The organism is Porphyromonas sp. oral taxon 279 str. F0450, assembly GCF_000292995.1.
Taxonomy (GTDB): Bacteria; Bacteroidota; Bacteroidia; order Bacteroidales; family Porphyromonadaceae; genus Porphyromonas; species Porphyromonas pasteri.
Genome location: NZ_ALKJ01000008.1, coordinates 15,343 through 29,835, shown reverse-complemented (window position 1 = coordinate 29,835; position 14,493 = coordinate 15,343). Strand labels below are relative to the sequence as shown.

Here is a 14,493-nt window from a genome sequence, read left to right as displayed (position 1 = left end):
TCGCTTGTGGAGTGGGGATTACAGCGTTGTCTGTATCTGATACGAATGAGAGAGAGTGCTAGAAGTAGCCCTTATTGCTCCCTTCGTCGCCCGTAGAAGAGTAGTAGCGATAGAAGTCCATGGCTACACGCTCCCAGTCCGTCGTACCGAGGAGCTTCATCATGCGCTTAGCGAAGGTACGCATCTCTTCGTCCGTGAAGTAGCCATTAGGTGAGGTCAGCTGATCGAGTGGAACCGCTTGATACTGTACCTTGTCCTTGTCCTCAGCTTCGCCTACACGACGGCTGTAATCGTTCAGGATGCCCTCGATGACCTCATCCATGAAGCGCTTCTGTGCCGCGATATTGACGGGGAGAGTGAGGTGGAGGAGTCGCTTGCCTGACTTCACTGTAGCGTTGGGGGCGAAGAAGGGCGAAGCCTTACCACCCTCAAGTTTTCCCTTGGGGCTATGCCAGAGGTCGATGTTCAGGAGGAAGTGGCCTGTCTCGGGGAACTGATAGTAGCCCTTGATGCCGATAGGCTCCGTCTTGGGGAGGAAATAGTAGAGCTTCTTCCCAGCATCATCTGTAGGGCTCTTAGAGGCAGACTGATTCCAGACATTGGTGTCGCAGTAGACATAGCGTAGGATACTGGTGGGGTCAGCAGCATTGACTGCTATGGGCTTGCCATCAAAGTCCGTAGCTTCTGTGGGGTAGAAGAAGAACTGATATTGTGAGCGAAGCTCCTCAGAGGTGTATTGGTCATTGAGTAGCTTGCCCTCGGCATCGTAGAGCTCAATGATAGCTCCATAGTCGGGAGCGATAGAGGAGTAGACCTTAGGATCCCAGGCAAAGAGCTGGAAGGCGATGAGGTCAGAGTAAGGTGCCCCTGGTGCTAAGCTCCAGGTATCGCCATTCTTGACGAAGGTGAACTCCTGGCTATCATAGATATTTCGAAGGTCATACTTACCTGACGAGGGCACGAAGTGGAAGTCCTGTTCCCCATGTAGGTGCCCCATGCTCAGCTTGATCGTGACGCGAGCGATTTCTCCAGATGTAGAGGGAGAAGGGGTGGGTGGGACATTGGGGGTATCATCTCCCTTACAAGCAGAGAGGCCCAGCGTCACTACTGCGAGGAGGCTGAGGGCGAGGGTCTTGATGAATGTTGCTTTCATAATTGATGAAGTCGAGAGGTTAGTTGGTGGCGACGTCGAAGTGGATCGTCATATTGATATCCGAGTCTGCACCTGGCAGGACGGTAGAGTAGAAAGGACGGATGCTCTTGGAGCCAGCGGAGGTGAACTTCGTATTGAAGAAGTGCCCCAGCGTGATGAGCATAGTTACTTCCTTAGGTTCTGCTCCATTGGCGGGCTTGACGAACATAAGGAAGCCCGAGAGCCCGACGGGATTGGCGTCGAGATATTCCGAGCCATTGCTTTGCTTCCGAGGGATGCGGTCGCAGTAAGCGTAGTCGTAGCTCAGCGCTTCCTTGTAGCGGGCGAAGATGGGGGCATTGCTCCCGCCGGTGCTGTAGCCGAGGATCTGCTTGAAGAAGTGCTGATGGCGGTTGATCTGCTCATCAGATACGAGCTGAGCATCCATAGATTCGCCCGTAGCAGTCTTATAGTTGATGGTCAGGAGGTAGACGCGGTTAGGCACCTTCGTCGTGCTCTCTACCGAGAAGCGTCGTACGAAGCCCGCACCTTCGGTGTACTTGATCTGACCGCTACTCTGGTCAAGCTCGATGGTTTGATGTACACGGTCCAGCTCGACATCGTCTGGGCTCATCTGAGCGGAGAAGGTCTTGCCAGCCTTGAGTGTCCCTTGGGTGAGGGTAAGCTGGGCGATAGTGGGCTGGTCATGCCCCTTGTTCTGTCGTTCATCGGTGGGGACCTTAGGGGTAGTCTTACCACAGCTGCTGAGGACAGCTACGAGGAGGACGGCGAGTGCTCCGAAGCGGAGACGTAGAGGGAGTCGGTTCATTGTCTTAATTGGAGATTAAGTGTGGAAGTCTTGTTGTTGATCAGTTAGAAGTGCCAGTGCAGTTCCAGGCGGACATCGCGACCAGCATCGTGAGCGTAGTAGCGTGCACGGTTCGTGTACTCCTTGTACTCTGTATTGAAGAGGTTGTCTACGCCGAGGGTGAGGCGAAGAGCCTGACGGCCACGGAGGGGCTTTGAGAGGCTTGCTTCAAGGCCGAAGAGGTGATAGGGGCTGGGGCTATCCGTAAGATCCGTGCTCCTATCGAAGCGGTGCTGTCGGTCGACGAAGAGATGACTGACCGACAGCTCGCTCTGCCAGCTCTTGGGTAGGTCTATGCGTACTCCCACTTCCTCTGACAGACGGAGGGCAGGTATGTAGGGGAAGTAGCGACCGGTCTTACGCTCTTCGGCCCAGACCATAGAGCCCTTGACACGAGCATAGAGTCGCTCGGGCAGTATGTAGTAGCGGGTATCAATATCGAATCCGCGGAAGAAAGCATCCCGCTGGCGGTAGCGGAAGATGGGATATTCCCCAGCAAGTGTCTGGGCAAACTCATTCGAAGGTTCCTCGTAGATATATCCGTCCATCCACTGGAGATAGCCATCGATGTTCAAGTCCCATCTGTCGGAGTGGTGTGTGAGTGATGTCACCCACTTATATCCGCGCTCCGAGCGGAGTGTGCTGTCTCCGTAGACGAAGATTGCAGAGCCGTGCTGGCTACCCAGGCTGTAGAGCTCCTGTACATGTGGTGCACGGAAGGCGAGTCCTACGTTGCTCGTCAGCTTGCCGCCCTTCCACAGGTGTAGGTGCCCACCGAGGGTGTAAGTGAGGTTGGTGAAGTTGTGATCCCCAGAGAAATAGTCCCCTGCGATGTTGTAGCCTGCGACACGCATCTTCGTCTGCTCGAGACGAAGCCCTGCTTCAAGGCCAAAGTGGTCAGCTTGGTAGCGCTGTAGAGCATAACCACCCCAAGAGGTTTGGGTATAGTTCGGGATCGGTGGCGTGAAGCCAGTGCCAGCGTTGCTGTAGTTGTCAAGGTACTCGCCGTGTAATCCGGCTTCGCTGTCCCAGTGGTGGTAGTGCTTGCGCCATGAGGCATCGGTCTGAAGGGAGGTTAGAGAGAGTGAGAGGGTCGGTACTGCGGAGTAGGCACTGTTTCTGCGGATGGCGTACTCCTCTCTTCGGTCTCGCTGGAGGGAGCCTTGGAGCGTGAAGAGCCCGAGATGCTCATTGCTCCAAGTCCCCTTGAGTCGAGCTAGATAGTGGACGACGCTATGGTAGGGGCTACTGATCTCACGGGAGAAGGGGCGGAAGAGGTCAGGCTTCCCTCGCTCAAGGAGCTCCGCCATGCCTTCTCGGCTACGCAGATGGCCGGAGGGCAGAAGGCCCGTCTTATTCTGATATCGGCTGAAGAGACCTTCGATCGTCAGCTGGTCTTTTCTCCATCCCAGCGTGAGGGCATTGTTGAGCTCACGCACCCCGGTATTCATCAGCCGGTAGTGGGCTGAGGATCGGTCCCCTGCATTGGTGTAAGATGTCTGCAGGCGGTAGGCTAAAGGCGTGTAGCCTGGGAAGATCCCTTCGAGGCGTACGGACGAGCTCAGGCGGTGCCCATTCGTGGCGTACGCTCCTGCTATGCTTCCTCTCAGACCAGCTTCATCGTAGGGCAAAGAGCTCTGATTCATGACTATCACACCAGCGATCGCCTCTGCTCCATAGCGTACCGCTTCGGCGCCCTTGACGACGTGGACCTGGTCGTTGGCATCGACGCTGACCTCGGGGGCGTGGTCGTCGCCCCACTGCTGGCCCGACTGACGGACGCCATTATTGACGATGAGTACACGCGTGCCGTACATGCCGTGGATGACGGGCTTTGCTGTCGTCGTGCCCGTCTGCAGGCTCGTGACGCCGCTGACCTCGGTGAGGAGCGAGGCGAGGTTACGCCCGAGGTTACGCTCGATGCGCTCGGTAGAGACCTTCGTGGAGACGACGTTGGCAGAGACAGGACGGCGGTTGCCGACGACCTTCACCGAAGAGATGTCGCGGTCCTCAGGGCGCAGACGCAGGGTGAAGGGGCTGGGGGTGCTGCGGAGCTTGTCCAGAGGGATGAAGCCTTCGTGATAGCCGATGAGATGGACGTGCAGGCCGTCCTCCTCGCTCCCCGTGAGGGCGAGGGTCAGCTGGCCCTTGAGGTCGGTCTGCATGGAGCGACGGCCGATGTGGCCGACGGCGCCTGGGAGGGGCTCTCCAGTTCGATCGTCGAGGACCTGGATGATGAGGCTACGGCTCTGGGCGTGCACAGGGCATGCACCCAGGGCAAGGGCGAGGAGCATCCCCAGAGATAGGAGGACGCTGCGCCATCTTGCCAGTGATAGATAGCACATAGGTAGGAAAAGGATGATATGGATGAAGGGTCGGGAAGAGGCTATGGCATAGCGGTCCTCTTCGCGTATATAGCCAGCTGTAGCCACGAGCTACACGGCCAAGCGTAGCACTCCCATACAGGCAGGGAGCACGCTATAAGTGATACATAGGGGGTAGAGGCAGGGCAAAGATTACCCTACAAGTGGCCTCTGGTAAGCGATTTAGGCGAAGGTGGGAGGTGCCCGTAGCTGTACCGCATCCCTGCGGATCGAGTGGACGAGGCGCACCAGGCGCACCCCGAGGAGGCACACGCCGAGAGCCACTGCTGCGAGCAGCGTACCGATGGCGAGAGCTAAGAACGGGGTATGGATGAAGTGACAGATCGAGCAGTCGGTCTTCGTCACGTAGGAGGTGTAGCCCTCTGTAGATACGACGTCCTGCACGACGTCAGCGCGGTGGCTGAAGTCGTGTAGGCTGACCATCGCCAGGAGACTCAGGAAGAGCCCGAGGAAGAGGGTCGCCAGCCGACGGGTATATCGCTCGTTGGTCTGCATAATCTTGTGCGAGGTGCTACTGCCTGCAAATATAACGAATTCAGACCGAAGGCTTATATCAAAGGAAGAGAATCCGCCTGAGGAAAAGTGGTATTTGCGTGGAGAAAAAGGCAGCTTCCCGTAGTGATCTTCCTCTGTCTACGCACGTGGTCTTAACGACTACGTACGCAAATCCTAAAGACTACGTACGTAGATATTAGAGCCACGTACGTAGATGAAGCTTATCTACCATAGGTTCACAGCTTTTCTTCGCACGGATAGGAGGGCATTCCACTATTGTTTCTTGTTTTTACCTGCGAAGAGGCGAGGCTCAAGGTTGCACTGCTATGCGCTGCGTAGCGTACGGCACGGTGCAAGCGTCTTGTAATGGATGGGAGCGGTATCCCTGCTCTTCGGTCCTTTGCTCGCCCATTCCTTCGTGCGCTTGACATATAATGTCGTACTCGCTGACAGCAGGAGGTGGGGGCGGTGTGTCATATTGGCAGGAGGCGCGCAGAATGGGGCTTCGCTGGGCTTTGGCACGCTCCTTGCTCGGTAGAGGACGTGAGCGGGGAGCCTTATACCCCAACCTCAAGCGAAACGAAGAATATAAAACAACACATATAACTACTTAGATCATGAGCATTAAGCCCCTGGCAGACCGCGTACTCATTCGCCCCGCTGCCCAAGAAGAGAAGACCGTGAGCGGTATCATCATCCCCGATTCAGCTAAGGAAAAGCCCCTGCGTGGCGAAGTCATCGCCGTAGGTGGTGGCACGAAGGACGAAGAGATGGTCCTCAAGGCTGGCGACGTCGTCCTCTATGGCAAGTACGCTGGCACCGAGATCGAGCACGAAGGTGAGAAGTACCTCATCATGCGTCAGTCCGACGTCCTCGCTACGATCTAATCCCTTCTCGCTAAGTAAGAAATACAGATATCAGATACAATCATGGCAAAAGAAATCAAGTTCGATATAGAGGCACGTGAGAGCCTCAAGCGCGGCGTCGACGCTCTGGCTAACGCCGTCAAGGTAACCCTCGGCCCTAAGGGTCGCAACGTCATCCTCGGTAAGACCTACGGCGCACCCCACATCACTAAGGACGGTGTCTCCGTAGCTAAGGAGATTGAGCTCGAAGATCCATTTGAGAACATGGGTGCTCAGCTCGTCAAGGAGGTTGCTTCTAAGACCAACGACGATGCTGGTGACGGTACGACCACGGCTACGATCCTTGCCCAGAGCATCATCGGTGTCGGGCTGAAGAACGTCACCGCAGGTGCTAACCCTATGGATCTCAAGCGCGGTATCGACAAGGCTGTCGCTAAGATCGTTGCTGAGATCCGCTCTATGGCGCAGGAGATCGGTGACAACTTCGAGAAGATCGAGCACGTAGCTAAGATCTCCGCTAACGGCGACGAGCAGATCGGTCAGCTCATCGCCGAGGCCATGCGTAAGGTGAACAAGGAAGGTGTCATCACCGTCGAAGAAGCCAAGGGTATCGAGACGACTGTCGAGGTCGTCGAAGGGATGCAGTTCGACCGCGGCTATATCTCTCCCTACTTCGTCACCAACTCCGAGAAGATGGAGGCCCAGCTGGAGAACCCCTATATCCTCATCTACGACAAGAAGATCTCTACGCTGAAGGAGATCCTTCCTATCCTCGAGCAGACCGTACAGACGGGTCGTCCCCTGCTCATCATCGCCGAGGATATCGACAGCGAAGCCCTCGCTACCCTCGTAGTCAACCGCCTGCGTGGTGGTCTGAAGGTATGTGCCGTCAAGGCTCCTGGCTTCGGTGACCGCCGTAAGGCTATGCTGCAGGACATCGCTATCCTCACCGATGGCGTCGTCATCAGCGAAGAGACCGGCCTCAGCATCGACGCTGTCAGCCTCGATATGCTCGGTAAGGCTGAGAAGATCAGCGTGACGAAGGACAACACCACCATCGTCAATGGCGCTGGTGACAAGGACGCTATCCGCGAGCGTGCCGCTCAGATCAAGGCGCAGATCGCTAACACGACCTCCGACTACGACCGCGAAAAGCTCCAGGAACGTCTGGCTAAGCTCTCCGGTGGTGTCGCCGTCCTCTACGTCGGTGCACCCAGCGAAGTCGAGATGAAGGAGAAGAAGGACCGCGTTGACGACGCCCTCAGCGCTACGCGTGCTGCCGTCGAAGAAGGTACCGTCCCTGGTGGTGGTACGGCGCTCCTGCGTGCTGTCCGTGCTCTTGACGGCCTCGTCGGGGAGAACGAAGACGAGACGACGGGTATCGAGATCATCCGCCGTGCTGTCGAAGAGCCCCTGCGTCAGATCGTCGCCAACGCTGGTAAGGAAGGTGCTGTCATCGTGCAGCGCGTCAAGGATGGCGAAGGTGACTTCGGCTACAACGCTCGCCTTGATCTGTTTGAGAACCTCTATGCTTCGGGCGTCATCGACCCTGCAAAGGTCACGCGTGTAGCGCTGGAGAACGCTGCATCGATCGCAGGTATGTTCCTCACGACCGAGTGCGTCATCGCCGACAAGAAGGAGGATGCTCCCGCTATGCCCGCCATGAACCCCGGTATGGGTGGCATGGGCGGCATGATGTAGTCCCTCCGAGCAATATCCCGCTAATAATAGCTACGCCCCGCTTTCGTCTATTGAAGGCGGGGCGTAGTGCGTTTATTTTCCTAGTCTAATACCCTGTATGCGTGCGCCCTCTAAGACCAAGCGCGAATTCTTTACCTTTACGTAAGCAATCCCCCTCGCGGGTGCTATTACCTTGATACTACATAATATTTAAGCAAATGGATGCAACTACCACTGTTGATCTTTGGCCTAAGTTCAAACAACACTTCTTTGGGGCTTTGGGGCTTAGTGTCCAGCAACTCTTTAGCTATCTCTTTGTAGTGACCCTTATTGGAATCGTCTATATTCATGTGCAAGAGCTGCTCTTCCCGCTCCTTGACCATGTTTATCAATTCCTTAAGTCAAAAGAGTTGATGCCTTGGTTTGGAACGATGATTGTGCTCATAGTTCTCTATCAGCTTTATTGGATATGGACTCATAGATCGAGCTATCTATTAACTGGTATTTACTACGTAGGAGTTCTTTTCTTTGTGCTCTATGTATATTATCGTGGTTATTATAGCTCCTCTTACTTTTGGACAATTACGGAGGGAGGAGAGATAGCTTGGGTTGATCTTTTCCTACTTCCTTATCTGTTGTGCGTTGTGCAACAAGGTGTTTATATTGTGACGTTCCTCCCAAAATGGCGAGCAAGTTTGCGTCGGAGTAGAGTACAAGGAATTGAGACTGATAGGCCGATTAAGTCGGAAGATGAAGATTGGTTAGGTTTCTGTGGTGTGGTTGGGATACTTTCGGATAGCCTGAAGTCACTTGACTTAAGAAGAGAATCCCTTACGATGGGTATCGTTGCTCAGTGGGGAAAGGGAAAAACCTCCTTCGTTAATCTTCTTGCGAAGAAGGTAAAAGAGCATGGGGATATTGTTGTCTGCTTTAATCCACGTGCTTCAAAGAGTGTAGCTCATATTCAAGAGGATTTCTTTGATGCTTTTTCCAAAGAGTTATCTAAGTATTGTTCGGGCTTCGGCTTTTTACTTGGACGCTATACCAAGCACTTAGGGTTGCTTGGACAGTATGAATGGACACGCCCCTTGGAGAGTCTACTGACCCTCCTTCTCCCAGAGAAGGACGAGCAGGCTATTAACGATGCTCTACGTATTATTGGTAGGCGTGTGTACGTCATCATTGATGACCTCGACCGCTTGACAGGGGAAGAGATAATTGAGGTACTGAAGCTTGTTGATCGCAATGCCTCTTTCAATAACGTGGTCTTTGTCATGGCATACGACAAGGAGTACGTTAATAATGTGCTGAGTAAGCACTTATCTCACGGCTTAGATCATAGCTTCATCGATAAGTATGTGACATGGGAGGTGATTCTTCCAGAGATGGATAGTGAGGTCCTAAAGGAAAAGATGAGAGAATATTGGAAGGTGCACTTATTGTGGCTTCCAGAAGAAGAGCAGAAGAGAGTGCTACAGGGATGGAGCTATGTTGAGAAGATTATTGCAGAGGATTTGGCTTCTGTGCGACATCTTAAGCGGTATGTGAATCTAACTCTCCACAGGTATAAAGAGATCTACAGTAAGGTGGATCCTGCAGACTTCTTCTTACTCTCATTACTACAGTATAGGCATCTTACGATTTATAATAATCTTGCACAATGTGCAGGTGAATTAAAGGTTCTTACTCGTGGTCTCTCAGACCAGATACAGAGTATTCTGGGAGAGAACTATCCTGAAGCCCGCCTACTGATCCGCAAGATGTTCATTGATCGACCGGTTGGACGAGAGGAAATAAGTGATCCTCTTCGTTTTGGAGAATTGAAGTTAATTCGTAGTGAGGAAGCCTTCCCGTACTACTTCCGGTATATGAAGGATAAGACAGAGGAGAAATAGCTTTATGCTTGGAGTAAAAGCAAGGGGCAGTTCACTCATAGTGAACTGCCCCTTGGCTTTATGATGGATAGGCTTGTGCGCCTTACATCTTCACCATGCCGCTGAAGCCCATGAAGGCCATAGCGAGGATGCCGGCGGAGATGAGGGCGATGGGAATGCCCTTCATCGAGGCGGGCAGCTCAGTGCGAGAGAGTTGCTCACGGATGCCAGCGAAGACCACGAGGGCGAGCGTGAAGCCGATAGCGATGGAGATGGCGTAGACGACGCTCTCCAGCAGCGTGTATTCCTTCTGGATGACGAGGATGGCGACCCCGAGGACGCAGCAGTTCGTCGTGATGAGAGGGAGGAAGACGCCGAGGGCTTGGTAGAGTGCAGGGGACACCTTCTTCAGGATGATCTCGACCATTTGCACGAGGGCGGCGATGACGAGGATGAAGGAGATGGTCTGCATATAGACCATGTCGAAGGGCTCAAGGACGAACTTCTGCAGGAGGAAGGTACACATCGTCGATAGCGCCAGAACGAAGGTCACGGCAGCGCCCATGCCGATAGCCGTGTCTACCTTCTTCGAGACGCCGAGGAAGGGACAGATACCGAGGAACTGCGAGAGGACGACATTGTTGACGAATACCGCCGCAACGAAGAGGAGGAGATAGTGAGTCATGAGATTTACTTCTTTGCGCTCAGCTTATTCTTCAGAGCAATGAGATAACCCAAGACGAGGAACGCCCCAGGAGCGAGGACGAAGAGCAGGGCGCCGTACTGCTTGGGGAGGACTTGGAGGGTGAAGATAGAGCCGCTACCGAGGAACTCACGGACGAAGCCCAGCAGCGTCAGCGAGAGGGTGAAGCCGAGGCCAATACCCACGCCGTCGAGTGCGCTGTGGAGTACCCCCTGCTTAGCAGCTACGGCTTCGGCACGCCCGAGGACGATACAGTTCACCACGATCAGCGGGATGAAGAGGCCGAGGGAAGCGTAGAGCGAGGGGACGAAAGCCTGCATGAGCATCTGCACGATAGTCACGAAGCCAGCGATGACGACGATGAAGCTCGGGATACGCACGGCGTCGGGGACGAGGTGCTTGATGAGCGAGATAGCGGTATTGGAGCAGATGAGCACGAACATCGTGGCCAGACCCATCGCCAGCCCGTTGAGCGCGGAGGTCGTGGTCGCCAGCGTGGGGCACATCCCCAGGAGGAGTACGAAGGTCGGGTTCTCCGTCGCGATCCCGTTGCGAATGATATCGAGTGGTTTCATAGGAGGGGCTATTCTTGAGAGTTCGTAGCGGGTGCTGTGGCGGCGCCTTCGAGAGAGGAGAAGGTGCGCCAAGCGCGGTTCACAGCGTCGAGGAAGGCGCGGCTACTGATGGTGGCAGCGGTGATGGCATCTACCTTCCCACCGTCCTTCGAGACGGTGAGCGGTGCCGATGCCTTCATATCAAGGCCACGCATGTCACGTATGCCGCCCGTCTCGCTCTTCTCGTGGTACCACTCGGGGATACGCGAGCCGAGGCCTGGACTCTCGGAGTGCTGGAGGACGGAGAAGTCTACGAGGCGTCCCTCGGCATCGAAGCCGACCATCACGCGGATGAGGCCGCTGAAGCCCTTCTGCGTGTAGCTCTCGATAGCGAAGCCGACGAGTGCGTTACCCTTCTTGGCTGGGTAGACGGTGAGGCTGTCGGTCTCGCCTTCGGGCAGGACCATGAGCTTCTCAGCGAAGGGATTGTTGTCGAAGGCTGGTGCTACGGCACGTATTGCCTCGACCTTCGCCCGCATCTCTGCCTCGGCGATAGGTGCGGTCGTGACCTTGTTGACTACGGCGAGGATCCCAGAGACCAGGACGCAGATGCCCCCGAGCGAGAGGAGCATGTTGGGGAGTGTCGAACTGAGCTTCTTCATAGCATTAGCGCCCGCCGAAGTGCTTCGGACGGATATACATATTGATCAGAGGAGTGAAGCTATTCATGATGAGGATGGCGAAAGACATCCCCTCGGGATAGCTACCGAAGAGTCGGATGAGGATCGTCAGGAGCCCGATGAGTGCGCCATAGAGGAGCTGACCGCGGGCGCTCATGGGGCTGGTCACGTAGTCCGTAGCCATGAAAATCGCCCCGAGCATCATACCGCCTGTGAGGAGTTGGAAGAGCGGTGCGGGGTAGAGAGCGGGATTGACGAGGTGCATGATACCGCCGAAGACGAAGGCCGTAGCGAGGATCGACACGGGGATATGCCAAGTGATGACGCGGCGGTAGAGCAGGAAGCCGAGGCCGAGGAGCAGTGCCAGCGCACTGACTTCGCCGAGGCTACCTCCGTGGATGCCGAAGAGCAGGTCGGAGGTCGCAGGTATCTGATCCCAGCTCATACCAGGCGTGCCAGCCTGTATGCCCTTGGAGATACCGAGGGGCGTGGCGCTCGTGACGGCGTCGGTATAGCTGAGGTACTGCCCTGCCTTGGGCCACAGCGTCATCTGTGCGGGATAGGCGATGAGGAGGAAGACACGGCCTACGAGTGCGGGGTTGAAGATGTTCCCGCCGAGCCCACCGAAGCTCATCTTACCTACGCCGATAGCGACGATGGCACCGATGACGATGATCCACCAGGGGAGGCTCGAGGGGAGGTTCATCCCGAGGAGAAGCCCTGTGAGGATGGCCGAGCCGTCACCGATGGTGGAGGGCTGCTTGTAGAGGTACTTCGTGATGACCCATTCGGTGAGGACGCAGGCCAACACGCTCACGGCCAGCACGATGAAGGCGCCGAGGCCGAAGGTCACCAGCGAGACGAGGCACGCTGGAGCGAGTGCGATGAGCACAGCGTACATGTTGCGCTCGACGCTGTCACCGCTGTGGATGTGGGGGGAAGGGGATATAATGAGGCGATCCATAGGGCAGAGTTAGCTTTTGCGTGCACGGATGAGGGCGGATACCTTCTGCTTGCCGGTGCGGATGTAGTCGAGCAGGGGGCGGTTGGCAGGGCAGGTGTAGCTGCAGGATCCGCACTCGATACAGTCGACGATGTAGCCCTTCTCGGTAGCATCCCAGTCGGCATACTGGACGTCGCGCATGAGGAAGGCGGGGTTCAGCCCCATGGGGCAGACGGTGACGCACTTAGCGCAGCGGATACAGTTGCGCATAGGGCGGCGAGTCGACTCCTCACGTGGGAGGATGAGGATGCCCGAAGTACCCTTGGTCACAGGGATGTCCGTGGAGAGAAGTGCCTTACCCATCATAGGGCCACCACCGATGATCTTACCCGTGTCCTCGGGCAGACCGCCTGAGGCGGTGATGAGGTGGCCGATAGGCGTACCGATACGGGCGCGGTAGTTCGAGGGGGTCTCGAGGTGCTTACCTGTGACGGTAGTGATACGCTCGACGAGGGGCTTATTCTTCTGTACGGCTTCGTAGACAGCGAAGACGGTACCTACATTCTGTACGACAGCGCCAGCAGAGATAGGTAGGGCACCGCTCTTGACCTGCTTGCGTAGGACAGCATCGATGAGCTGCTTCTCACCGCCCTGAGGGTACTGCACCTTGAGGGGCATTACCTCGGTGCCAGGGTAGTCCATGGCGATCTGTGAGAGGCGGAGGATGGCGTCCTTTTTATTGTTCTCCACGCCGATGACGGCGCGGCTCACGCCGAGGGCGCGCTTGAGGATCTCGACGCCTACGAGGATCTCGTCGGACTTGCTCATCATCAGGGCGTGGTCGCTGGTGAGGTAAGGCTCACACTCGACGGCATTGATGATGAGGACCTCAGCCTTCGCTCCTGGGGGAGGGGAGAGCTTGACGTGCGTGGGGAAGGTCGCACCGCCGAGGCCTACGATACCTGCGGCACTGATGCGGTCGATGATCTCCTTGGGCTCGAGGGTGCACTCCTTGACGAGGGTAGTGGAGCGGTCGATGCCCTCTTCCCACTGCTCCTCTTCGCCCTGTGTGACGGCGATGACGATGGCGGGGCGCTTGTAGCCGCCCGCATCGAAGAAGCTGTCGATCTTCGTGACCTTGCCTGTGACGGAGGAGTGGATGTTGGCCGATACGAAGCCAGACGTCTTGGCGATGATGGTACCTACCTTGACGAGGTCGCCCTTCTGTACGGTTGGGGTGGCAGGTGCGCCGATGTGCTGGCCGATGGGTATGATGACCTCACGAGGCAGTGGGAGCTCCTCGATGGGGCGCTTAGCTGAGAGCTTGTTTTCGGGTGGGTGGATCCCCCCGAGTCGGAATGTGCGAAGCATAAACGTGTATGGCTGAGGTCTACGATTGGGCGGGAGTGGGGGTCTCTGTAGGCGTAGGTGCTGCAGACGCCGGAGTAGGTGTGGGGGCTTCGGCCTCCTTCTTTGGAGCCTCTTCCTTGGGCTTGGGAGGGGGGAAGCCGATCTCATGGATAGCGTTCGTCGGGCAGACGGAGACGCACTTACGGCAGAGGCGGCACTTGGTGTGGTCGATGTAGGAGAGGTTGTCGGCTATGGTGATGGCCTCGAACTTACACTCCTTGAAGCAGAGCGAGCAGCCGATACAGGCATTGCCGCAGGCCTTCTTAGCTACCCCACCCTTGTCCTTGTTGACGCAGCTGACGAAGATGCGACGGCTCTTGGGACCCTTCTTACGCAGCTCGATGATGTACTTCGGACAAGCCTTGACGCAGGCGCCGCAGGCTACACACTTGTCCTCGAGGATGACCGGCAGGCGCGTCTCGGGGTCCATGTACATAGCGTCGAAGTTACACGAGTGGACGCAGTCCGCCAGTCCCAGACAGCCCCAGCTGCAGTCGGTGTCGCCCTTGTAGAGCGCGGCGGCGATGGTACAGCTGCTGGCACCGTCATAGATATTGGTACGTGGGCGCGCGTCGCAGGTACCATTACAGCGCACGACAGCGACCAGCGGATCCTGCTTCTGGGCGGCGACACCGAGGATGCCTCCGACCTTCTCCATGACGGGCGTACCGCCGACGGGGCAGAAGAGCCCTTCGAGGGTCTTACTCTTGCAGCAGGCGCCAGCGAAGGCGGCGCATCCAGGGAAGCCACAGCCCCCGCAGTTGGCCTGGGGGAGGACTTCAGCGACCTCCGCGATGCGGGGGTCTTCCTTGACCTCGAACTTGCGTGATACGACGTACAGCAAGCCGGCGCCGATCACACCGATGAGGGTCAGGACGATGATCGTGATATACATAGGGGTAGG

The 14,493-nt window shown here is 56.4% G+C and carries 13 protein-coding genes; 3 read left to right on the top strand and 10 right to left on the bottom strand.

Annotated elements, in window-relative coordinates:
• Positions 1-58: 58 nt before the first annotated feature.
• From HMPREF1323_RS00790 to HMPREF1323_RS00775, 4 genes are all read right to left on the bottom strand, one after another.
• Complete coding sequence (locus HMPREF1323_RS00790) at positions 59-1,153, bottom strand: hypothetical protein (protein ID WP_009432239.1); 1,095 nt, start codon at positions 1,151-1,153, stop codon at positions 59-61.
• Positions 1,154-1,172: 19 nt separating this feature from the next.
• A complete protein-coding gene (locus HMPREF1323_RS00785; protein WP_009432240.1) occupies positions 1,173-1,961 on the bottom strand; it encodes a hypothetical protein in 789 nt (262 codons plus the stop codon).
• A 44-nt stretch (positions 1,962-2,005) separates the two neighbouring features.
• Positions 2,006-4,345: a TonB-dependent receptor gene (locus tag HMPREF1323_RS00780; protein ID WP_232203972.1), complete on the bottom strand. Its 2,340-nt coding sequence runs from the start codon at positions 4,343-4,345 to the stop codon at positions 2,006-2,008.
• 201 nt (positions 4,346-4,546) lie between these two features.
• On the bottom strand, positions 4,547-4,879 hold the full coding sequence (locus HMPREF1323_RS00775) for a hypothetical protein (protein WP_009432228.1): 333 nt from the start codon (positions 4,877-4,879) through the stop codon (positions 4,547-4,549).
• 617 nt (positions 4,880-5,496) lie between these two features.
• Between HMPREF1323_RS00775 and HMPREF1323_RS00770 the strand changes: the two genes are divergently transcribed.
• From HMPREF1323_RS00770 to HMPREF1323_RS00760, 3 genes are all read left to right on the top strand, one after another.
• On the top strand, positions 5,497-5,766 hold the full coding sequence (locus HMPREF1323_RS00770) for a co-chaperone GroES (RefSeq protein ID WP_009432230.1): 270 nt from the start codon (positions 5,497-5,499) through the stop codon (positions 5,764-5,766).
• A gap of 42 nt (positions 5,767-5,808) precedes the next feature.
• Positions 5,809-7,446 (top strand): chaperonin GroEL, encoded by a 1,638-nt coding sequence (gene groL, locus HMPREF1323_RS00765; protein WP_009432253.1) that lies wholly within the window; start codon positions 5,809-5,811, stop codon positions 7,444-7,446.
• Positions 7,447-7,643: 197 nt separating this feature from the next.
• On the top strand, positions 7,644-9,320 hold the full coding sequence (locus HMPREF1323_RS00760) for a P-loop NTPase fold protein (RefSeq protein WP_044123833.1): 1,677 nt from the start codon (positions 7,644-7,646) through the stop codon (positions 9,318-9,320).
• 82 nt (positions 9,321-9,402) lie between these two features.
• Here HMPREF1323_RS00760 and rsxA read toward each other — a convergent pair whose 3' ends face one another.
• From rsxA to HMPREF1323_RS00730, 6 genes are read right to left on the bottom strand one after another with little or no spacing between them, the layout of a single operon-like run.
• Positions 9,403-9,984: an electron transport complex subunit RsxA gene (gene rsxA / locus HMPREF1323_RS00755; protein WP_009432238.1), complete on the bottom strand. Its 582-nt coding sequence runs from the start codon at positions 9,982-9,984 to the stop codon at positions 9,403-9,405.
• A gap of 5 nt (positions 9,985-9,989) precedes the next feature.
• The gene (locus HMPREF1323_RS00750) at positions 9,990-10,577 is read right to left on the bottom strand and encodes an RnfABCDGE type electron transport complex subunit E (protein WP_009432252.1); all 588 of its coding nucleotides are present in this window, start codon (positions 10,575-10,577) and stop codon (positions 9,990-9,992) included.
• Between the two features lie 8 nt (positions 10,578-10,585).
• Positions 10,586-11,218: an RnfABCDGE type electron transport complex subunit G gene (locus HMPREF1323_RS00745; RefSeq protein WP_009432222.1), complete on the bottom strand. Its 633-nt coding sequence runs from the start codon at positions 11,216-11,218 to the stop codon at positions 10,586-10,588.
• A gap of 4 nt (positions 11,219-11,222) precedes the next feature.
• Positions 11,223-12,200, bottom strand: coding sequence for an RnfABCDGE type electron transport complex subunit D (locus HMPREF1323_RS00740; RefSeq protein ID WP_009432243.1), 978 nt, complete (start codon positions 12,198-12,200; stop codon positions 11,223-11,225).
• Between the two features lie 9 nt (positions 12,201-12,209).
• On the bottom strand, positions 12,210-13,550 hold the full coding sequence (gene rsxC / locus HMPREF1323_RS00735; RefSeq protein WP_009432231.1) for an electron transport complex subunit RsxC: 1,341 nt from the start codon (positions 13,548-13,550) through the stop codon (positions 12,210-12,212).
• Positions 13,551-13,569: 19 nt separating this feature from the next.
• Positions 13,570-14,484 carry a Fe-S cluster domain-containing protein gene (locus tag HMPREF1323_RS00730; RefSeq protein WP_009432242.1) on the bottom strand — a complete coding sequence of 305 codons (915 nt, stop codon included), beginning with the start codon at positions 14,482-14,484 and terminating at the stop codon, positions 13,570-13,572.
• Positions 14,485-14,493 lie beyond the last annotated feature (9 nt).

Coding starts and splice junctions, on each gene's coding strand:
- HMPREF1323_RS00790 (WP_009432239.1), bottom strand. CDS start 1,153: ATGAAAGCAACATTCATCAAGACCCTCGCCCTCAGCCTCCTCGCAGTA.
- HMPREF1323_RS00785 (WP_009432240.1), bottom strand. CDS start 1,961: ATGAACCGACTCCCTCTACGTCTCCGCTTCGGAGCACTCGCCGTCCTC.
- HMPREF1323_RS00780 (WP_232203972.1), bottom strand. CDS start 4,345: ATGTGCTATCTATCACTGGCAAGATGGCGCAGCGTCCTCCTATCTCTG.
- HMPREF1323_RS00775 (WP_009432228.1), bottom strand. CDS start 4,879: ATGCAGACCAACGAGCGATATACCCGTCGGCTGGCGACCCTCTTCCTC.
- HMPREF1323_RS00770 (WP_009432230.1), top strand. CDS start 5,497: ATGAGCATTAAGCCCCTGGCAGACCGCGTACTCATTCGCCCCGCTGCC.
- groL (WP_009432253.1), top strand. CDS start 5,809: ATGGCAAAAGAAATCAAGTTCGATATAGAGGCACGTGAGAGCCTCAAG.
- HMPREF1323_RS00760 (WP_044123833.1), top strand. CDS start 7,644: ATGGATGCAACTACCACTGTTGATCTTTGGCCTAAGTTCAAACAACAC.
- rsxA (WP_009432238.1), bottom strand. CDS start 9,984: ATGACTCACTATCTCCTCCTCTTCGTTGCGGCGGTATTCGTCAACAAT.
- HMPREF1323_RS00750 (WP_009432252.1), bottom strand. CDS start 10,577: ATGAAACCACTCGATATCATTCGCAACGGGATCGCGACGGAGAACCCG.
- HMPREF1323_RS00745 (WP_009432222.1), bottom strand. CDS start 11,218: ATGAAGAAGCTCAGTTCGACACTCCCCAACATGCTCCTCTCGCTCGGG.
- HMPREF1323_RS00740 (WP_009432243.1), bottom strand. CDS start 12,200: ATGGATCGCCTCATTATATCCCCTTCCCCCCACATCCACAGCGGTGAC.
- rsxC (WP_009432231.1), bottom strand. CDS start 13,550: ATGCTTCGCACATTCCGACTCGGGGGGATCCACCCACCCGAAAACAAG.
- HMPREF1323_RS00730 (WP_009432242.1), bottom strand. CDS start 14,484: ATGTATATCACGATCATCGTCCTGACCCTCATCGGTGTGATCGGCGCC.